Source organism: Duganella vulcania, from assembly GCF_009857655.1.
GTDB classification, from domain to species: domain Bacteria; phylum Pseudomonadota; class Gammaproteobacteria; order Burkholderiales; family Burkholderiaceae_D; genus Rugamonas; species Rugamonas vulcania.
This window is the reverse complement of the sequence record NZ_WWCX01000031.1, coordinates 19,463-38,779: the sequence shown is the minus strand read 5'-3', so window position 1 is coordinate 38,779 and position 19,317 is coordinate 19,463. Positions and strand designations below refer to the sequence as shown.

General features: G+C 63.7%; 17 protein-coding genes. 7 read left to right on the top strand and 10 right to left on the bottom strand.

Going from position 1 to position 19,317, the window contains the following annotated elements; translation table 11 throughout:
- Position 1: 1 nt before the first annotated feature.
- The 4 genes from frr to rpsB all read right to left on the bottom strand — a co-directional run bounded on the left by frr (position 2) and on the right by rpsB (position 3,242).
- Positions 2-562, bottom strand: coding sequence for a ribosome recycling factor (gene frr, locus GTP90_RS17755; protein ID WP_161084804.1), 561 nt, complete (start codon positions 560-562; stop codon positions 2-4).
- Between the two features lie 27 nt (positions 563-589).
- Complete coding sequence (pyrH, locus tag GTP90_RS17750; protein ID WP_020702755.1) at positions 590-1,306, bottom strand: UMP kinase; 717 nt, start codon at positions 1,304-1,306, stop codon at positions 590-592.
- 154 nt (positions 1,307-1,460) lie between these two features.
- Positions 1,461-2,372, bottom strand: a complete 912-nt coding sequence (tsf, locus tag GTP90_RS17745; protein WP_117011325.1) for a translation elongation factor Ts — start codon at positions 2,370-2,372, stop codon at positions 1,461-1,463.
- A 117-nt stretch (positions 2,373-2,489) separates the two neighbouring features.
- Positions 2,490-3,242 (bottom strand): 30S ribosomal protein S2, encoded by a 753-nt coding sequence (rpsB, locus tag GTP90_RS17740; protein WP_161084803.1) that lies wholly within the window; start codon positions 3,240-3,242, stop codon positions 2,490-2,492.
- Positions 3,243-3,609: 367 nt separating this feature from the next.
- Here rpsB and GTP90_RS17735 point away from each other — a divergent pair, with 367 nt between their 5' ends.
- From GTP90_RS17735 to GTP90_RS17705, 7 genes are all read left to right on the top strand, one after another.
- On the top strand, positions 3,610-4,428 hold the full coding sequence (locus GTP90_RS17735) for an MHFG family PEP-CTERM protein (RefSeq protein WP_161084802.1): 819 nt from the start codon (positions 3,610-3,612) through the stop codon (positions 4,426-4,428).
- Between the two features lie 171 nt (positions 4,429-4,599).
- A complete protein-coding gene (map, locus tag GTP90_RS17730; protein WP_161084801.1) occupies positions 4,600-5,421 on the top strand; it encodes a type I methionyl aminopeptidase in 822 nt (273 codons plus the stop codon).
- 22 nt (positions 5,422-5,443) lie between these two features.
- On the top strand, positions 5,444-8,011 hold the full coding sequence (locus tag GTP90_RS17725) for a [protein-PII] uridylyltransferase (protein WP_161084800.1): 2,568 nt from the start codon (positions 5,444-5,446) through the stop codon (positions 8,009-8,011).
- 31 nt (positions 8,012-8,042) lie between these two features.
- Positions 8,043-8,792 carry a pseudouridine synthase gene (locus GTP90_RS17720; RefSeq protein ID WP_008449305.1) on the top strand — a complete coding sequence of 250 codons (750 nt, stop codon included), beginning with the start codon at positions 8,043-8,045 and terminating at the stop codon, positions 8,790-8,792.
- A gap of 226 nt (positions 8,793-9,018) precedes the next feature.
- Positions 9,019-9,690, top strand: a complete 672-nt coding sequence (locus GTP90_RS17715; RefSeq protein WP_161084799.1) for a flagellar brake protein — start codon at positions 9,019-9,021, stop codon at positions 9,688-9,690.
- Between the two features lie 67 nt (positions 9,691-9,757).
- A complete protein-coding gene (locus GTP90_RS17710) occupies positions 9,758-13,168 on the top strand; it encodes a hybrid sensor histidine kinase/response regulator (RefSeq protein ID WP_161084798.1) in 3,411 nt (1,136 codons plus the stop codon).
- Entirely contained in the window at positions 13,152-14,105 is a 954-nt protein-coding gene (locus GTP90_RS17705) for a response regulator transcription factor (RefSeq protein ID WP_161084797.1), read from the top strand. Before GTP90_RS17710 ends, GTP90_RS17705 begins: the two co-directional genes overlap by 17 nt.
- On the opposite strand, the gene GTP90_RS17700 is transcribed toward GTP90_RS17705, so the two are convergent.
- The 6 genes from GTP90_RS17700 to urtB all read right to left on the bottom strand — a co-directional run bounded on the left by GTP90_RS17700 (position 14,047) and on the right by urtB (position 19,256).
- Positions 14,047-14,643 carry a trimeric intracellular cation channel family protein gene (locus tag GTP90_RS17700; protein WP_161084796.1) on the bottom strand — a complete coding sequence of 199 codons (597 nt, stop codon included), beginning with the start codon at positions 14,641-14,643 and terminating at the stop codon, positions 14,047-14,049. The genes GTP90_RS17705 and GTP90_RS17700 overlap by 59 nt on opposite strands.
- A gap of 87 nt (positions 14,644-14,730) precedes the next feature.
- Complete coding sequence (locus GTP90_RS17695; RefSeq protein ID WP_161084795.1) at positions 14,731-15,003, bottom strand: hypothetical protein; 273 nt, start codon at positions 15,001-15,003, stop codon at positions 14,731-14,733.
- 89 nt (positions 15,004-15,092) lie between these two features.
- The gene (gene urtE, locus GTP90_RS17690) at positions 15,093-15,791 is read right to left on the bottom strand and encodes an urea ABC transporter ATP-binding subunit UrtE (protein ID WP_161084794.1); all 699 of its coding nucleotides are present in this window, start codon (positions 15,789-15,791) and stop codon (positions 15,093-15,095) included.
- Positions 15,792-15,796: 5 nt separating this feature from the next.
- Entirely contained in the window at positions 15,797-16,606 is an 810-nt protein-coding gene (gene urtD / locus GTP90_RS17685; protein ID WP_161084793.1) for an urea ABC transporter ATP-binding protein UrtD, read from the bottom strand.
- Entirely contained in the window at positions 16,603-17,685 is a 1,083-nt protein-coding gene (gene urtC, locus GTP90_RS17680) for an urea ABC transporter permease subunit UrtC (RefSeq protein ID WP_161084792.1), read from the bottom strand. Before urtC ends, urtD begins: the two co-directional genes overlap by 4 nt.
- Positions 17,682-19,256, bottom strand: coding sequence for an urea ABC transporter permease subunit UrtB (urtB, locus tag GTP90_RS17675; RefSeq protein ID WP_161084791.1), 1,575 nt, complete (start codon positions 19,254-19,256; stop codon positions 17,682-17,684). The genes urtC and urtB overlap by 4 nt, the downstream gene beginning before the upstream one ends.
- Positions 19,257-19,317 lie beyond the last annotated feature (61 nt).

Below are 19,317 nucleotides of genomic sequence, written 5' to 3'. Positions count from 1 at the left end.
GTTAAACCGTCAGAACTTCTTTTTCCTTCTCGGCGACCATCTTGTCGATGTCAACGATGAACTTGTCGGTCAGCTTCTGCACTTCGTCGGTGCCGCGGCGCTCGTCGTCTTCCGAGATCGCCTTGTCCTTGACCAGCTTTTTCATGCCTTCGTTGGCGTCGCGGCGGATGTTGCGGACAGCGATCTTCGCGTCTTCCGCTTCGCTCTTGACCAGCTTGACCATCTCCTTGCGGCGTTCCTCGGTCAGCGGCGGGGTCGGCACGCGGATCATGTCGCCCTGCGCCGATGGGTTCAGGCCCAGGTCGGCGTCGCGGATGGCTTTCTCGATGGTCGCGGCCATCTTCTTCTCGAACGGCTGCACACCGATGGTGCGGGCGTCGATCAGGGTCACGTTGGCGACCTGGCTCAGCGCGGTCGGCGAACCGTAGTACTCGACCTGGACGTGGTCCAGGATGCCGGTGTGGGCGCGGCCGGTGCGAACCTTGGCCAGATCGGCGCGCAAGGTTTCCAGCGATTTGGTCATGCGTTCTTGCGCATTCTTTTTAACGTCAGCTACGGACATTGCTGCTCTCCTGTAATCGGGATATGTTTAAACGTGAACCAGTGTACCCTCATCCTCGCCCATGATGACACGCATCAGCGCGCCCGGCTTGGTGATGGAGAACACTTTGATCGGCAGTTTCTGGTCGCGGCACAGCGCGAAGGCGGTGGCGTCCATGACTTGCAGATGCTTGGCGATGGCTTCGTCGAAGGTGATGGAGCTGTACAGCGTGGCGTTCGGGTCTTTCTTCGGATCGGCGGTGTAGACACCGTCGACCTTGGTGGCCTTGAGCACGATCTCCGCGCTCATCTCCGAGCCGCGCAGCGCCGCCGCGGTGTCGGTGGTGAAGAACGGGTTGCCGGTGCCGGCCGCGAACACCACGACCTTGCCTTCTTCCAGATACTGCAAGGCTTTCGGGCGCACATACGGCTCAACCACCTGTTCGATGCCGATCGCCGACATCACGCGGGCGGTGATGCCGACATGGCGCATCGCGTCGGCCAGCGCCAGCGCGTTCATGACGGTGGCCAGCATGCCCATGTAGTCGGCGGTGGCGCGGTCCATGCCTTGCGCACCGGGGGCGACGCCACGGAAGATGTTGCCGCCGCCAATGACGATCGCCAGTTCCACGCCCAGTTTCGCGACCTCTGCCACATCGGCGACCATCCGTTCGATCGTGCCGCGGTTGATGCCGTAAGGATCATCGCCCATCAGGGCTTCGCCGGACAATTTGAGGAGGACGCGCTTGTAGGCTGGTTTTGACATGAGACGAGGCTCCTAAGTTGGGTTTATTCGGGTAAGGCTGCCGGCGCCTATGATACCTTGGTCGGCGCCGGGAACGACTGAATGACTACGGGTGCTGCGGGTAAAACTTTGGTCAGGCTAAAAAAACGGGCCTCTCGGCCCGTTTTCTTTGGTATTACGCTCCTTTGGAAGCAGCCATCTGTGCGGCTACCTCTGCGGCGAAGTCGTCCACTTTCTTCTCGATGCCCTCGCCTACCACGTACATGGTGAAGGCTTTGACGGTGGTGGCTTTCTCTTTCAGCATCTGCTCGATCGATTGCTTGTCGTTCTTCACGAAAGCCTGGTTCAGCAGCGACACTTCTTTCAGGAACTTCTGTACCGAGCCTTCCAGGCGCTTGGCCAGGATTTCCGGCGATTGCGCTGGCTTACCTTCGGCGGCGGCCTTGGCTGCGTCTTCTTCAGCTTTCAGTTTTGCAACCGAACGCTCTTTTTCGATCAGTTCCGCTGGAACCTGCTCGGACGACAGCGACACTGGCTTCATCGCGGCGATGTGCATGGCCACGTCTTTACCAACTTGCTCGTCGGCGCCTTCGAAGTCGACGATCACGCCGATGCGCGAGCCGTGCAGGTAGGAAGCCAGCTTGCCGGTGGTTTCGAAACGCTGGAAGCGGCGGATCGACATGTTTTCGCCGATTTTACCGATCAGTGCTGCGCGCACTTCGTCCAGGGTCTTGCCGTCCAGCGGCAATGCCAGCAGGGCTGCGACGTCGGCCGGGTTGTGCTCGACAACCAGGCGTGCCGCGTTGTTGGCCAGGGCCAGGAAGTCGTCGTTCTTGGCGACGAAGTCGGTTTCGGAATTGACTTCAACCAGCGCGCCTACGCCGCCGGCGATGAAGGTGGCCACCACGCCTTCGGCGGTGATTCGTGCCGATGCTTTCGATGCCTTGCCGCCCAGCTTGACGCGCAGGATCTCTTCAGCACGACCCATGTCGCCTTCGGCTTCGGTCAGTGCTTTTTTGCATTCCATCATAGGCGCGTCAGTCTTCGCGCGCAGTTCGCCTACCATTGCTGCAGTAATAGCTGCCATGTGATTCTCCTGTATTCGGTGTTCGGGTGGGATGGTGAGCGCTGCTCTAACCATTTACGTTAAAAAAAAGGGGGAGCTGTTGGCCACCCCTTTTTCCTTACAGCTTGTTACGAACGATTAAGCCTGTTCGGAAACTTCGACGAATTCGTCGCCAGCTGCAGCTTTAACCATTTCAACTACTTCGTTACCGGCAGCAGCACGGCCTTCCAGGATCGCATCTGCGACGCCGCGGGCGTACAGAGTGATGGCTTTCGACGAGTCGTCGTTGCCTGGAATGACGAACTGAACGCCTTCTGGCGAGTGGTTGGTATCGACCACGCCGATAACCGGGATGCCCAGTTTTGCGGCTTCGGTGATGGCGCCTTTATGGTAGCCAACGTCAACGACGAAGATTGCGTCAGGAACGCCGCCCATATCCTTGATGCCGCCGATCGATTTTTGCAGCTTGACCATTTCGCGTTGGAACATCAGCGCTTCTTTTTTCGACAGCTTCTCAACCGAACCGTCTTCGATCGAGGCTTCCATGTCTTTCAGGCGCTTGATCGAGGTCTTGATGGTCTTGAAGTTGGTCAGCATGCCGCCCAGCCAACGCTGGTCGACGAAAGGAACGCCTGCGCGTGCCGCTTCAGCAGCGATGATCTCGCGGGCTTGACGCTTGGTGCCGACCATCAGGATGGTGCCACGGTTCGAAGCGACCTGTTTCACGTGCTTCATCGCTTCTTGATACATACCCATCGTCTTTTCCAAGTTGATGATATGGATCTTGTTGCGGTGACCGAAGATGAACGGTGCCATCTTTGGGTTCCAGAAACGGGTTTGGTGACCGAAGTGGACACCGGCTTCCAGCATTTCGCGCATAGTTACGGACATATTAAACTCCAGGGTTGGGTCTGGAATCCGATCAGTCACCATAGAGGCACCCTTGTCGACCGGATTCGCGTTTATTAATAGAAATTAACAACTTGATTTTGCAACATTGCTCAAACCGAATTCAAGCAACCCGAGATTCTACCCTGAAAACAGCCACTTAGGCAAGCACCGCACGCCTATGCCACGCCCGCGCTCCAACCTGGTGCGCCGCCCCGGATTTTTGCACCCAATTGTTGCGCATCAAATAAAAGAGTTATTTTTTTAGGCATGAGTAGCGATTTTGTAATACCATTGCGTAAATTAAAATTACATCTCAACAATAGATATTGATTTGCAAGACACGAATCCTTGGTAAAGGTGCAACCCTATGTCCATCCTGTTAGCCGTAACACTTGCTGCAGCCTCCACTGTCCAGCCGAGCTGTTCCTGGGATCATCCGGGCGTCAATCCCTACACCGGCAAGACCTCGGCCGCCATCGACCGCTACACCGACATCCCGGAAGCCGTGCGCAGCACGCTCAAGCGCCGCATGGAAGAAGGCCAGTCCGACGACAAGGTCACCATCACCCGCGACGGTATCGCCGGCAAGAGCAAGTACGACCCGGCCATCCGCGACATGCACTTCGGCGCCGCCTCGGTGTGCGCCACCGTCACCCGCAGCAAGTGGAGCGCGCAGCGCCAGGAACCGGGCGCGGTCTACTGCGTCGACGAGCATTGCATCCTGGTGCCCAAGATTTGCGGCAACGTCAGCCGCATCAACCGCAAACCGGACGCGGTCGCCAAGGCGCCGGTCGTGGCGCCGCCGCCGGTCGCCAAGCTGGGCAAGCCGGACGGCAAGGACCTGGGCCTGGTCACCCCCGAGCCCTACGAACCCGAAGAATTGACCGAGAAGGAACTGGCCGAGCGCGAGCGCCTGCAGCGCCAGACCGCGCTGGACGCCGCCAAGAAACCTGGCATCCAGGAATTCGAACTGCCGGAAACTTTCGAGTTTGAAACCAACCCCGACGGCAGCCTGGTGGTGATCGACCCGCGTCCGCTACCGCCCTACCTGCCGAGTGACGGCGACGGCACCACGCCCGGCCCGATCGCCGCCGTGCCGGAAGCCGACACCTGGGCCATGCTGCTGGCCGGCCTGGGCATCCTGGGGGTGGCCGCGCGCCGCCGCCAGCGCCGCCAGCCGGACTGAGTCCCCGCACCCTGCTGTGGCGCCCGCGCGCCACAGCAGGCACCATCCTTGCATTCCCGAGCGGGGCCGCCCCGCGTCGTTTATAATTTCAACATATTTGCACGCCGCGAGCCGATCCGATCCGCTCGCCGCCTGCGTTTTTACCGTTTACTTTGCTGATTGCGATCCACTATGTCTATTTCCATTAAATCCGCCGAAGATATCGCCGGCATGCGCGTGGCCGGCCGCCTGGGCTCCGAAGTGCTGGACTACATCACGCCCTTCGTCAAGGCCGGCGTGACCACCGGCGAACTGGATCGCCTCTGCCACGAATATATGGTCAACGTGCAGGGCACCATCCCGGCGCCGCTGAACTACTGCCCGCCCGGCTACACGCCCTACCCCAAGGCCATCTGCACCTCGGTCAACGACGTCATCTGCCACGGCATCCCCGGCGACAAGGTGCTCAAGAACGGCGACGTGGTCAACCTCGACATCACCGTCATCAAGGACGGCTACCACGGCGACAACAGCCGCATGTTCTTCATCGGCGAACCGTCGATCCTGGCCAAGCGCCTGTCCGACATCACCTACGAATGCATGTGGCTGGGCATTTCCAAGGTCAAGCCGGGCGCCCACCTGGGCGACATCGGCCACGTGATCCAACAGCACGCGGAAAAGGCCGGCTACAGCGTGGTGCGCGAGTTCTGCGGCCATGGCATCGGCAAGATCTTCCACGAAGAGCCGCAGGTGCTGCACTACGGCCGCCCCGGCACGCTGGACGAACTGCAGCCGGGCATGATCTTCACCATCGAGCCGATGATCAACGCCGGCAAGCGCGAGATCCGCGAAATGGGCGACGGCTGGACCATCAAAACCAAGGACCGCAGCCTGTCGGCCCAGTGGGAACACACCATCCTGGTCACCGAGACCGGCTATGAAGTGCTGACGCTGTCGGCCGGCAGCCCGCCGCCGCCGGCGTTTATCACCAACGCCACCGCCGTCGCGGCGTAAGCACGGGATGCCAGCCGCGGCGATGAAGAAGGAACTGCGCGAACAACTCAAGCGCCAGCTGAAGGCCGACCGCCAGGTCGTCATCGCCGGCTTCCAGGCGGACGGCATGCCGGAGAAGCTGCTGCGCAGCCTGCGCCAGAGCGTGGACGCGGTGCTGACCACGGCCTGGCACGAAGCCCGGCTGCCGGCCAACACCGCGCTGGTCGGCGTGGGCGGCTACGGCCGCGGCGAGCTGTTCCCCTATTCCGATGTCGACCTGCTGATCCTGCTGGAGCGCGCGCCCGACGCCGCCACCACCGGCAAGCTGGAGGAGCTGGTGCAGCTGCTGTGGGACCTGGGCCTGGAGATCGGCCACAGCATCCGCACCGTGGACGAGTGCCTGAGCGAATCGGCGGCCGACATCACCGTGCAGACCAGCCTGCTCGAAGCGCGCCTGATCGTCGGCGACGAGCCGCTGTTCCAGCAACTGCAGGAGCGCTACCAGGCGGCGATGGACCCGCGCGCCTTCTTCCACGCCAAGGTGCTGGAGATGCGCCAGCGCCACGCCAAGTACGAGGACACCGCCTTCAGCCTGGAGCCCAACTGCAAGGAAAGCCCGGGCGGCCTGCGCGATCTGCAGGTGATCCTGTGGATGGTCAAGGCCGCCGGCCTGGCCAACTCGTGGCGCACCTTGGCCACCAGCGGCCTGATCACGCAGACCGAGGCCAAGCAGCTGATGGAGAAGGAGCGCGCCTTCAAGGACATCCGCGTGCGCCTGCACCTGCACGCCGGCCGCCGCGAGGACCGGCTGGTGTTCGACGTCCAGACCGCGATCGCCGAATCGCTGGGCCTGCAGGCCACCGGCAGCGGCGTCAACATGCGCCGCGCCAGCGAGTACCTGATGCAGCGCTACTACTGGGCCGCCAAGACCGTCACGCAACTGAACACCATCCTGCTGCAGAACATCGAGGAACGGCTGTTCCCCAAGTCGGGCGAGGCGGTGCGCATCAACGAGCGCTTCAACGACGTCAACGGCCTGATCGACATCAGCGACGACGACACCTTCGCCACCACGCCATCGGCGATGCTGGAGATCTTCGTGCTGATGACCGAGCGCCCTTCGCTGCAAGGCATGACCTCGCGCACCATGCGCGCGCTGTGGCACGAGCGCTTCAAGATCGACGCCGCCTTCCGCGCCGATCCGGTCAACCGCGCGCTGTTCCTGCGCATCATGCAGGCGCCGGTGGGCATCATCCACGCGCTGCGCCGCATGAACGACCTGTCCATCCTGGGCCGCTACCTGCCCAACTTCCGCAAGATCGTCGGCCAGATGCAGCACGACCTGTTCCACGTCTACACGGTGGACCAGCACATCCTGATGGTGGTGCGTAACATGCGCCGCTTCACGATGGCCGAGCACGCGCACGAGTATCCGTTCTGCAGCCAGCTGATGGCCAACTTCCCGCAACCGTGGCTGCTGTACCTGGGCGCGCTGTTCCACGACATCGCCAAGGGCCGCGGCGGCGACCACTCCAAGCTGGGCACGGTCGACGCCGAGCAGTTCTGCGTCGAGCACGGCCTGAGCGCCGAGGACACCGAACTGGTGGTGTTCCTGGTCGAGAACCACCTGACCATGTCGCAGGTGGCGCAGAAGCAGGACCTGTCGGACCCGGACGTCATCGCCGCCTTCGCCAAGGTGGTCAAGGACGAGCGCCACCTGACCGCGCTGTACCTGCTGACGGTGGCCGACATCCGCGGCACCAGCCCCAAGGTGTGGAACGCGTGGAAGGCCAAGCTGCTCGAGGACCTGTACCGCATCACGCTGCGCGTGCTGGGCGGCGAGCCGCACAGCGCCGACCACGAACTGAAGAACCGCCAGCAGGAGGCCTTGGCCACGCTGCGCCTGTACGGCCTGCCGCCGGACGCGCACGAGCCGTTCTGGAAGCAGCTCGACGTCGCCTACTTCCTGCGCCACGACGCCTCCGACATCGCCTGGCAGACGCGCGCGCTGTACGACCGCTTCACCAGCGACAAGCCGGTGGTCAAGTGCCGCCTGGCGCCGATCGGCGAAGGCTTGCAGATCGCGGTCTACATCAAGGACCAGCCGGACCTGTTCGCGCGCATCTGCAGCTACTTCGACCGCAAGAACTTCAGCATCCTGGACGCCAAGATCCACACCACGCGCCACGGCTACGCGCTCGACACCTTCCTGGTGACCGAGCAGAACTTCGCCAAGAGCTACCGCGACATCATCAGCCTGATCGAGCACGAGCTGTGCGCGCTGCTGACCAATCCGGAACCGCTGCCGGCGCCGGGCAAGGGCCGGCTGTCGCGGCTGTCGCGCACCTTCCCGATCCAGCCGACGGTGGACCTGCGCCCGGACGAGCGCGGCCAGTACTACCTGCTGTCGGTGGCCGCCAACGACCGCACCGGCCTGCTGTACTCGATCGCCAACGTGCTCACCAAGTACAAGATCAACCTGCACACCGCCAAGGTGATGACGCTGGGCGAGCGCGTGGAGGACGTGTTCCTCATCGACGGCGCCACACTCAACAACGCCCGCAGCCAGATCCAGCTCGAAACCGACCTGCTGGACGCGATCAAGGTATAAACTTAGCTTCACCTTTCATAGAAAACGCATCATGTCCGAAGAATTATTACGCCTGTCCAAACGCATGTCCGAACTGGGCCTGTGCTCGCGCCGTGAGGCCGACGAGTGGATAGCGCGCGGCTGGGTACGGGTGGACGGCCAGGTCGTCTCCGAACTCGGCACCAAGATCTACCCGAGCCAGCGCGTCACCGTCGAGCGCCAGGCCGCCGCCGAGCAGTCCAAGCGCGTGACCGTGCTGATCAACAAGCCGATGGGCTACGTCAGCGGCCAGGCCGAGGACGGCTACCAGCCGGCCGTGGTGCTGGTCAAGCCGGAGAACCGCTGGCCGGACGATCCGTCGCCGGAGATCTTCCACCCCACCCAGCTGCGCTCGCTGGTGCCGGCCGGCCGCCTGGACATCGATTCGGTCGGCCTGCTGGTGCTGACCCAGGACGGCCGCGTGGCCAAGCACCTGATCGGCGAAACCACCGACGTCGACAAGGAATACCTGGTGCGGGTCGAATACACCAAGCCGGGCAAGCTGCCGGACAGCGACCTGAAAAAGCTCAACCACGGCCTGTGGATGGACGGCAAGCCACTGCTGCCGGCCAAGGTGCGCTGGCAAAACGACGACCAGCTCAGCTTCACGCTGCGCGAAGGCAAGAAGCGCCAGATCCGCCGCATGTGCGACATGGTCGGACTCAAGGTTGTCGGCTTGAAACGTGTGCGTATTGGCAAGGTCAAGCTGGGCGACCTGCCGGTGGGCCAGTGGCGCTATCTGCGCCCCGAAGAACAGTTCTGATCAGGCAGGCGTGGACCAGAACGCACAGTGGGCTAAATATTCTTGCCATTTAGCAAGCCAAGAGCGCGAATAGCCTGTAAACTGTGTGGATCGACCTCGCATCGTAGAGTCATTACCAAAGAGATATGCCGTCGTGAACGATCCTATACCAAATGAATTTCGCCGCGGCCCGCCCAGCCTAAAAGATGCTGTGGAACCCATACCGGCGGGTTCGAAACCGCATGACATGACCGATGAGCATGACATCGGCGATTCGCTGACCCTGCTCGCCGACAACGGCGACCCGATCTCGATTTATCCGGCCAGCACCACCAATGTGGTGATGGCGCGCATCAAGTCGGTCGACCCCGAGAATCCATACTTTGTGCTGGAGCTGAACGAGGGCGAGTTCCTGCCGCCCGGCGACGCCGTGTTCGTGGCCTGGCTGCGCTCGGCCAAGATCCAGTTCAAGCTCAGTTCGCCGGACTGGGCCTGCACGCCCGGCGAACCGACGCTGATCCCGCTGGAATTCCCGCTCAAGTGCCAGGTGCTCAACCGCCGCGCCTCGACCCGGCTGGAAACCCCGCTGGGCATCTACTACATGGCCTCGTTTGTGCTGAACGGCAAGCCTTACGAGTTGCAGCTGTACGACTTCTCGGCCGGCGGCGTCGGCATGCGGGCGCCGCCGCGCGACTGCGTCGGCCTGTACGTCGGCCGCAAGCTGCAGCGCGTGCGGCTGGAGCTGGGCCCGGATTCGGTGATGATCGCCGACCTGGAGATCCGCCTGTCGCGCACCTTCCGCTCCTTCCTGCTGGGCGAGCAGGTGCAGATCGGCTGCCAGTTCCTCAACCTGTCGCCGTCGATGCAGGAAGAACTGTCCCGCCTGCTGGACAAACTCAACAGCAATAAACAGCGCTGAACTTGCCGGGCATGCAACTTGCTTAAAAAAAGCAGCTTAATCGCTGCTTTTTTTTATGGGCCCCTGCATGACAACGACAGAGACCGAACCGACGCAGCGGATCGTCAAGATCCGCCGCGACTACAACACCTGGGTGGCCAGCGAAACCATCGAGGACTACGCGCTGCGCTACACGCCGCGCGCGTTCCGCAAGTGGTCGGTGTTCCGTGTCTCGAACACGGCCTTCGGCGCAATCTCCTTCCTGGTGCTGGAGGCGATCGGCGGCACCATCACCGTCAACTACGGCTTCATCAACGCGCTGTGGGCCATCATGGCGGTGGGCCTGATCATTTTCCTCACCGGCCTGCCGATCAGCTACTACGCCGCCACCTACGGCGTCGACATGGACCTGCTGACGCGCGGCGCCGGCTTCGGCTACATCGGCTCAACGATATCGTCCTTCGTCTACGCCTCGTTCACCTTCATCCTGTTCGCGCTGGAGGCGGCCATCATGGCCTATGCGCTGGAGCTGTACTTCCACCTGCCGCTCTACCTGGGCTACATGGTCAGCGCGTTGATCGTGATCCCGCTGGTGACGCACGGCGTCACGCTGATCAGCCGCATCCAGATGCTGACGCAGCCCGTGTGGCTGGTGCTCATGGCCCTGCCCTTCATCGCCATCCTGCGCAAGCAGCCGGAGTTGCTGCCGCAGCTGCTGCACTACGCCGGCCGCTCCGGCGCGAACGGCCACTTCAACGTGCTGATGTTCGGCGCCGCCACGGCGGTCGGCGTGGCGCTGATCACGCAGATCGGCGAGCAGGTCGACTTCCTGCGCTTCATGCCGCAGAAGACCGCCGCCAACCGCTTCCGCTGGCATCTGGGCGTGTTGATCGCGGGACCGGGCTGGATCCTGCTCGGCATCGCCAAGATGCTGGGCGGCGCGCTGCTGGCCTTCCTGGCGGTGAGCAGCGCGGTGCCGCTGGCGCAGGCCGTCAACCCGACGCAGATGTACCTGGCCGGCTTCGGCCAGGTGTTCGCCAACCCGTCGACGGCGCTGCTGGCGACCGCGCTGCTGGTGGTGATCTCGCAGGTCAAGATCAACATGACCAACGCCTACGCCGGCTCGCTGGCCTGGTCCAACTTCTTCGCGCGGCTCACGCACAGCCATCCGGGGCGCGTGGTGTGGGCCGTGTTCAACGCGCTGATCGCCGTGCTGCTGATGGAGCTGGACGTGTTCCAGGCGCTCGACCAGGTGCTCGGCCTGTACTCCAACATCGCCATCTCGTGGATCACGGCGGTGGTGGCGGACCTGGTGGTCAACAAGCCGCTGGGCCTGAGCCCCAAGGGCATCGAGTTCCGCCGCGCCTACCTGTACGACATCAACCCGGTCGGCGTCGGCGCCATGCTGCTGGCGTCGGCCCTGTCGGTGGCGGCGTTCATGGGATTGTTCGGCCACCAGGCGCAGGCCTTCTCCGCCTTCATCGCGCTGCTGACGGCCTTCGTCGCCTCCCCGCTGATCGCCATCGCCACCAGGGGCAAGTACTACACCGCCCGCAAGCCGGTGCATGTGCACAGCAAGACCTGCGTGATCTGCGAGAAGGAATACGAGTCCGAGGACATGGCGCACTGCCCCGCCTATCAAGGCTCGATCTGTTCCCTGTGCTGCTGCCTGGACGCGCGCTGCAACGACGTCTGCAAGCCGCACGCGAAGGTGTCGTCGCAATGGCAGGCGGCGATGCAGGCGCTGCTGCCCAAGTCCCTGTGGCGCTACCTGAGCAGCGGACTGGGACACTACCTGCTGCTGATGATCGTGACGGTGCTGTTCTTCGGCGCGCTGCTTGGCCTGATCTACTACCACGAACAATCGGTGCTGCCGGCCGGCGACGCCGCGCTGCTGCCGCAACTGCGGCTGGTGTTCTTCAAGATCTTCGCGGCGCTGCTGCTCACCAGCGGCATCGTCGCCTGGTGGCTGGTGCTGACCAGCGAAAGCCGGCGCGTGGCGCAGGAGGAATCGAACCGGCAGACCGGCCTGCTGACGCGCGAGATCGAACTGCACAGCCAGACCGACGCCCAGCTGCAGCAAGCCAAGAAGACGGCCGACCTGGCCAACCAGGCCAAGAGCCGCTACATCGCCGGCATCAGCCACGAGATCCGCACGCCGCTCAATTCCATCCTCGGCTACGCGCAGCTGCTGGACAACGACCCGTCGATACCGGAGCACCGCCAGCAGGCCATCCGCGTGATCCGCAGCAGCGGCGAGCACCTGCTGTCGCTGATCGAGGGCACGCTGGACATCGCCCGCATCGAGGGCGGCAAATTCAACTTCGAGATGAAGGAGTTGAACTTCCCCGACTTCATCGGCCAGATCGTGCGCATGTTCGAACTGCAGGCGGCCAACAAGGGCCTGGCCTTCCGCTATGAGCTGACCGGCGTGTTGCCGCGCATCGTGCGGGCCGACCGCAAGCGGCTGGGGCAGATCCTCATCAACATCCTCGGCAACGCGGTCAAGTTCACCAGCAGCGGCGGCATCGTGCTGCGGCTGCAGTACGCGCGCGAGATGGCCTCGTTCGAGGTCGAGGACACCGGCCCCGGCATCCTGCAGGAGGAGATCGACCATATCTTCGAACCCTTCTCGCGCGGCAGCGCCAGCGCGCACGCCAACGCCAGCGGCACCGGCCTTGGCCTGCCGATCTCCAAGATGCTGACGCAGCTGATGGGCGGCGAACTGAATATCCGCAGCACGCCCAAGCAAGGCAGCGTATTCCACATCCGCCTGTTCCTGCCCAGCGTGCACGCCACCGCGCGCGAGCTGCGGCGGCTGGAGCAGCCGTCGGCGCAGCGCACCGGCTATCACAGCCCGCGGCGCCGCATCCTGGTGGTCGACAACGAGCGCGTGGACCGCGAGATGCTGCTCAACATCCTGCAGCCGCTGGGCTTCGACGTGGCGCTGGCCGAATCCGGCCTGGAATGCCTGGACCTGCACGCCTCCTTCCAGCCGGACCTGATCCTGATGGACCTGGCCATGCCGGCCATGGACGGCTGGGAAGCCAGCTACATCCTGCGCCGCCGCCAGCTGTCGCAGGTGCCGATCGCCATTGTCTCCGCGAACGCCTTCGACAAGGGCATGGAAAACGCGGCCGGCATCACGGCGGCGGACTTCATCGTCAAGCCGGTCAATGTGGCCGAGCTGCTGGACTGGATAGGCCAGCGCCTGGCGCTGGAGTGGATCACGCAGCCGGCCATCAGCATCGAGGTGGCGGCGGCCGCGCCGGAGCTGAAGCAGTTGATACTGCCGCCCGCCGCCTACCTGGAAGCCTTGAATGAACTGGTGCGCATCGGTTATGTGCGCGGCATCCAGAACAAGCTCGATGAAATCAGCGCGCTCGATGCGCGCTACCTGCACTTCACGCAGACCATGCGCAACTACGCCGCCCGCTTCCAGCTGGATGCGATGGCCGACTTCCTCCGAAAGAATCAAGACAATGAACTTCAACACTGACCGCGCCGTGGTGCTGGTGGTGGACGACGTGCCGGAAAACCTGGCCGTGCTGCACGACGCGCTGGACGAATCGGGCTACACCGTGCTGGTGGCGAACAACGGCACCACCGCGCTGCAGCGCGCCGCCGAGGCGCAGCCGGACATCATCCTGCTGGACGCGGTCATGCCGGGCATGGACGGCTTCGAAACCTGCCGCCACCTGAAGGCCAGCCTGGCCACGCGCCACATCCCGGTGGTGTTCATGACCGGGCTGACGGAGGCCGAGCATGTGGTGGCGGCCTTCGCCGCCGGCGGTAATGACTACGTCAGCAAGCCGGTGCGCACCAGCGAGGTGCTGGTGCGGATCGCCGCCCACATGCAGACCGCCCGCCTGATGGACCAGGCCCGCAGCGCGCTGGATGCCTTCGGCAACGCGGTGATCGCGATGACGCCGGGCGACGGCAAGATCGTCTGGCAAACCCCGCTGGCGCGCACGCTGATGCAGGGCTACGCGGTCGATACGGAATTGACGAACTGGCTGGCGGCCACGCAACTGGCGCACAGCCAGGGCCAGGCGCATCCGCCGCTGACACTGCAGCGGGCCAGCCGCCGCCTGGTCTTCTCGGCGGCGGAGTTCAGCGAAAACGAGCAGTGGATGATCGTGCTGCGCGAGGAATCGGACAGCGCGCAGATCGAGAAGCTGATGGCGTCCTTCAAATTGACGCAACGCGAATCGGAGGTGCTGAACTGGGTCATCAAGGGCAAGACCAACCGCGACATCGGCGACATCCTCGGCACCAGCCCGCGCACCGTGAACAAGCACCTGGAACACGTGTTCGTCAAACTGGGCGTGGAAACGCGCACCTCCGCGGCGGCGGTCGCGATGGGCAAGCTGCGCGTCAGAACGATGGCAGACGCAAGCCCAGTTGAATCGCCAGCAGGCGCACCACCACGATAGAAACCAGGCCGGTGCCGAACGCCCAGCGCGGCGGCATGCCGGCCTTCTTCAGCAGGATGTAGAGCAGGATGCCGGCGATGGCGGCGGTCGCGTAGATATCCTTGCGCAGTATCAGCGGCACCTTGGCGGACAGGATGTCGCGCACCAGGCCACCGCCGACGCCGGTCAGTGTGCCCATCAGGATGACGATCAGCGCACGACAGCCCTGCGCCTCCGCCACCTTGGCGCCTGACATGGCAAACAGCGCCAGGCCCAATGCGTCGGCGATCAGCAAGGCGTCGGTCGGTATTGGCAGCACCTGCACCCAGAGGATCGTAAACAGCGCCGAGCCGACGATCACCAGCAGCGGCTTGGGGTCCTCGATCCAGAACACCGGATGGCGGTTCAGCAGCAAGTCGCGCACGGTGCCGCCGCCGATGGCGGTCATCGCGGCCAGCACCATCACTCCCAACAGATCCAGATGGGAAGCCATCGCCGCCAGCGTGCCACTGGCTGCGAAGACGGCCACGCCGATCAGATCGAGGATATAAAAAAGCAAACGCAACTCCACGGGGAACCTGACAAATAAAAAAGGACCGATACTTTATCAGTTATCGTGGAAGCGGCCAACTTCAGGGCGCGACGCCTACTCCGACGACTCGGCCTCGCCGGCGCAACGCGACTCTTCCTCAGATTTCTCTGCATCGGTCGCCGGCCGCATATGGTCGCCATCCGGCACGCTCAGGTTGCCGGTGCGTTGGAAGTCCGAACAGCTACGCGCCACCCTGACGTCGTCATGGGCGGCGGCCCGGCGCACCGTCACCGCCGGGCCTTCGCCGGGGCGGCTCGATATCCAGTACAGCACCAACAGCACAAACGGCACCAACAAAAATACATAACGTGACAGTCGTGGATTCATGATGACTACAAAGTGACAAGAAAGACAATGTAGCATGAAATTCAAGCGCGAAATGCACGCTTTGTCACTGCCGTGCAGCCGGCGCCGGCCTAGACGGCCAGATGGCGCTTGACCTCCGGGTCGTTCATCTCCGCCTGCGCGCCGGACGCCACCACCTCGCCGCGCGACAGCACGATGAACTGGTCGGCCAGTTCATGGGCGAAATCGAAGTACTGCTCGCACAGCAGGATGGCCATGTCGCCACGCTGGCGCAGCAGCCGGATCACGTTGCCGATGTCCTTGATGATGGAAGGCTGGATGCCTTCGGTCGGCTCGTCGAGGATGATCAGCCTGGGCTCCGCCAGCAGCGCCCGGGCGATCGCCAGTTGCTGCTGCTGGCCGCCGGACAGGTCGCCGCCGCGCCGGTGCAGCATGTCCTTCAACACCGGGAACAGTTCGTATACCTCGCCCTTGATGGTGGAGGCCTTCCTGCCGCTGTGCGTGGCGAGGCCCATCAGCAGGTTCTCCTCCACCGTCAGCCTGGCGAAGATCTCCCGCCCCTGCGGCACGTAGGCGATGCCGGCCCGCGCGCGCTGGTGCGGCGCCATGCGCGTGATGTCGCGCCCTTCCAGCCTGACCGTGCCGGCCGACACGGGCAGCACGCCCATCAGGCATTTGAGCAGCGTGGTCTTGCCGACGCCATTGCGGCCCAACAGCGCCATGCACTTGCCCCGCTCCAGCTCCAGCGACACGCCGCGCAGCGTGTGCGAGGAGCCGTAGTACTGGTTGATTTTCTCGACTTGCAGCATATTTTTCAGCGCCCCAGATAAACTTCAATCACCCGCTCGTCGGACTGCACTTGCGCCATCGTGCCCTGCGCCAGCACCGAGCCTTCGTGCAGCACCGTCACCATGCCCTGCTGCGCGATCTCCGTCACGAACGCCATGTCGTGCTCCACCACCATGATCGAATGCTTGCCCCGCAATTCGTTGAGCAGTTCCGCCGTGCGCGCCGTTTCGGCGTCGGACATGCCGGCCACCGGTTCGTCCAGCAGGATCAGTTGCGGCTCCTGCATCAGCAGCATGCCGATCTCCAGCCACTGCTTCTGCCCATGCGACAGCAGGCCGGCCGGGCGCCGTTCGCTGCCGTCCAGGCGTATCAGCTTGAGGATCTCGTCGATCTTGCCGTGCTGTTCGGACGACAGGCGGGCGAACAAGGTAGGCCGCACGCGCTTGTCGGTCTTCATCGCCAGCTCGAGGTTTTCAAACACCGTGTGCTGCTCGAAGATGGTCGGGCGCTGGAACTTGCGGCCGATGCCGGCGTGGGCAATCTGGTATTCCGTCATGCGGCTCAGGTCCATGGTCTGGCCGAAGAACGCCGTGCCGGATGTGGGCCGCGTCTTGCCGGTGATGACGTCCATCATCGTGGTCTTGCCCGCGCCGTTGGGGCCGATGATGCATCGCAGCTCGCCCACCGAAATATCCAGGCTCAGTTTATTCAATGCGCGGAAGCCGTCGAAAGACACCGTGATCTCTTCCAGGTACAGGATGGCGCCGTGGGTGGTGTCCAGCCCTTCGCCGGCTACGCGGCCCGACGAGATGTTCAAATGTTCGTTGGCGCTCATGGCTGCTCCTTGCGCAAGCGCGCGGCCAGTCCGGCTATGCCCTGCGGCAGGTAGCGCGTCACCAGGATGAAGATCAGGCCAAGCGCGAACAGCCACAGGTTCGGGAAGGCGCAGGTGAACCAGCTTTTCAAACCGTTGACCGAGAACGCGCCGATGATGGGACCCAGCAGCGTGCCGCGACCGCCCACCGCGGCCCAGATCACCATCTCGATCGAATTCGCCGGCGACATCTCGGACGGATTGATGATGCCGACCTGCGGCACGTACAGCGCGCCGGCGATCCCGCACAGCACCGCCGACAGCGTCCACACGAACAGCTTGAACCACAGCGGGTTATAGCCGATGAACATCAGCCGCGATTCCGAATCGCGCACCGCTTGCAGCACGCGCCCCAGCTTGGACTTGACGATCCAGCGGCACAGCAGCAGTGAGCCGGCCAGCATCGCCAGCGTGACCAGGTACAGCGTGGCCTTGGTAGCGGGCGCGCTGATCGGATAGCCCAGTATCCGCTTGAAGTCCGTGAAGCCGTTGTTCCCGCCAAAGCCGGTGTTATTACGGAAGAACAGCAGCATGAACGCGTAAGTCATGGCCTGCGTGATGATCGAGAAGTACACGCCCTTGATGCGCGAGCGGAAGGCGAAGAAGCCGAACACGAACGCCAGCACGCCAGGCACCAGCACCACCAGCGCCAGGCAGTACCAGAAGCTGTCGGTGGCGCTCCAGTACCAGGGATAGGTTTTCCAGTCGAGGAAGACCATGAAGTCCGGCAGGTCGCTCTGGTACACGCCCTCCCTGCCGATGGCGCGCATCAGGTACATGCCGTGCGCATAGGCGCCCAGCGCGAAGAACACACCGTGGCCCAGCGACAGGATACCGGCATAGCCCCACACCATGTCGAGCGCCAGCGCGGCCAGCGCGTAGCACATGAATTTGCCGACCAGGCTGACCATGTAGCTGGGCACATGCAGCGGATGCCCGTCCACAAAGGCCAGGTTCAGCACCGGCAGCGCGGCCAGCACCACGCAGCAGGCGGCGATGCCGCTCCACGCCCGGTGCGAAAAGAGAGAGGGTTGGTTCATTCGGCGCTCCTGCCTTTCATGGCGAACAGGCCCTGCGGCCGCTTCTGGATGAACATGATGATGAAGACCAGGATGGCGATCTTGGCCAGCACCGCGCCCGCCACCGGTTCCAGGAATTTGTTCGCTTCGCCCAGTCCCAGCGCGGCGATGATGGTGCCCGCCAGTTGGCCGACGCCGCCCAGCACCACCACCATGAAGGAATCGACGATGTAGCTCTGGCCCAGGTCCGGCCCCACGTTGCCGAGCTGCGACAGCGCCACGCCGCCCAGCCCCGCGATGCCGGAGCCGAGGCCGAAGGTCATCATGTCGATTTTTGCGGTGGAGACGCCGACGCAGCCGGCCATGCGGCGGTTCTGCATCACGGCGCGGACGAACAGGCCAAGCCGTGTCTTGTTCAGTATCAGCCAGACGCCGGCCACCACCAGCAGCGCGAAGACGATGATGACGATGCGGTTATACGCCAGCACCAGCGAGCCAAGCACCGTCACGCCGCCCGACATCCACGATGGATTGGCCACCTCGACGTTCTGCGCGCCGAAGATGGTGCGTACCGCCTGCATCAGTATCAGGCTGATGCCCCAGGTGGCGAGCAGGGTTTCGAGCGGACGCCCGTACAGCCAGCGGATCACCGTGCGCTCCAGCGCGATGCCGACAGCGGCCGTCACCAGGAAGGCGGCCGGCAGCGCGGCGATCAGGTAGCAGTCCACCGCCGAGGGGAAGTAGTTGCGGAAACCGAGCTGGCACAGGTAGGTGGTGTAGGCGCCTATCATCAGCAGCTCGCCGTGGGCCATGTTGATGATGCCCATCAGGCCGAAGGTGATGGCCAGGCCCAATGCCGTCAACAGCAGCACGCTGGCCAGCGAGATGCCGTAGAAGACGTTGCCGATAAATTCGGTGCGTGCGAGGCGGCTGTCCAGCGCCTGCAAGGTGTGGGCGGCGGCCACGCGCACCGCCTGGTCGGGCTCTTTATCGCTCTGCATCGCTTGCAGCAGCGGGCGGAGGTTGGCGTTGCTGCTGTCGGCCAGCGCTTCGACGGCTGACTTGCGCCTGGCGGCGTCCGGCGATTGCAGGTTGGCGGTGCCGGCGACCAGTTGCAGCATGGTGCGGATGTCCGGGTCCTGTTCCTTCGCCAGCGCTTTCTCGATCAGCGGAGCCTGCGCCAGCGTGACGCTTTTTTGCAGCTCGGTGGCGGCGGCAAGGCGTTGCGCGCGATCCGGCGAGAACAGCTTGAGCGCGGACAGCGCGTCGTCGACGGCGCCGCGCAGGCGGTTGTTGACCAACACGCCGTCCAGGCCTTCTGGCAGAGGGCCGGTTTCGCCGGTGGCCGGGTTGTAGGCCTTGTCGTCGGTGACGATGAAGATGCGGCCGTCCGGCGTGGCGTACAGCGCGTCATTCTTGAGGGCCGCCAGCAGGCGGGTGGCTTCGTCGTTGGCCAGCGCGCCGATCTTGACGATGGCCTCGACGCGGGCGTCGGGATCACCGCCGGCCAGGGGCGCCAGCAGCGCGCTGTCGATGGCGGCATGCGCCGCGCAGGACAGCAGCAGGCAAGCCAGGAGCAGGAGTTTTTTCAAGATGCATTCCTTGTGTGATGTTCCATGGATCCCCGGCTGCGCGGGGATGACGGCGCCGCTG

Excerpts from the sequence above, each read along its gene's own strand:
- frr (WP_161084804.1), bottom strand. The coding sequence starts at position 562 with ATGTCCGTAGCTGACGTTAAAAAGAATGCGCAAGAACGCATGACCAAA.
- pyrH (WP_020702755.1), bottom strand. The coding sequence starts at position 1,306 with ATGTCAAAACCAGCCTACAAGCGCGTCCTCCTCAAATTGTCCGGCGAA.
- tsf (WP_117011325.1), bottom strand. The coding sequence starts at position 2,372 with ATGGCAGCTATTACTGCAGCAATGGTAGGCGAACTGCGCGCGAAGACT.
- rpsB (WP_161084803.1), bottom strand. The coding sequence starts at position 3,242 with ATGTCCGTAACTATGCGCGAAATGCTGGAAGCCGGTGTCCACTTCGGT.
- GTP90_RS17735 (WP_161084802.1), top strand. The coding sequence starts at position 3,610 with ATGTCCATCCTGTTAGCCGTAACACTTGCTGCAGCCTCCACTGTCCAG.
- map (WP_161084801.1), top strand. The coding sequence starts at position 4,600 with ATGTCTATTTCCATTAAATCCGCCGAAGATATCGCCGGCATGCGCGTG.
- GTP90_RS17725 (WP_161084800.1), top strand. The coding sequence starts at position 5,444 with ATGAAGAAGGAACTGCGCGAACAACTCAAGCGCCAGCTGAAGGCCGAC.
- GTP90_RS17720 (WP_008449305.1), top strand. The coding sequence starts at position 8,043 with ATGTCCGAAGAATTATTACGCCTGTCCAAACGCATGTCCGAACTGGGC.
- GTP90_RS17715 (WP_161084799.1), top strand. The coding sequence starts at position 9,019 with ATGACCGATGAGCATGACATCGGCGATTCGCTGACCCTGCTCGCCGAC.
- GTP90_RS17710 (WP_161084798.1), top strand. The coding sequence starts at position 9,758 with ATGACAACGACAGAGACCGAACCGACGCAGCGGATCGTCAAGATCCGC.
- GTP90_RS17705 (WP_161084797.1), top strand. The coding sequence starts at position 13,152 with ATGAACTTCAACACTGACCGCGCCGTGGTGCTGGTGGTGGACGACGTG.
- GTP90_RS17695 (WP_161084795.1), bottom strand. The coding sequence starts at position 15,003 with ATGAATCCACGACTGTCACGTTATGTATTTTTGTTGGTGCCGTTTGTG.
- urtE (WP_161084794.1), bottom strand. The coding sequence starts at position 15,791 with ATGCTGCAAGTCGAGAAAATCAACCAGTACTACGGCTCCTCGCACACG.
- urtD (WP_161084793.1), bottom strand. The coding sequence starts at position 16,606 with ATGAGCGCCAACGAACATTTGAACATCTCGTCGGGCCGCGTAGCCGGC.
- urtC (WP_161084792.1), bottom strand. The coding sequence starts at position 17,685 with ATGAACCAACCCTCTCTCTTTTCGCACCGGGCGTGGAGCGGCATCGCC.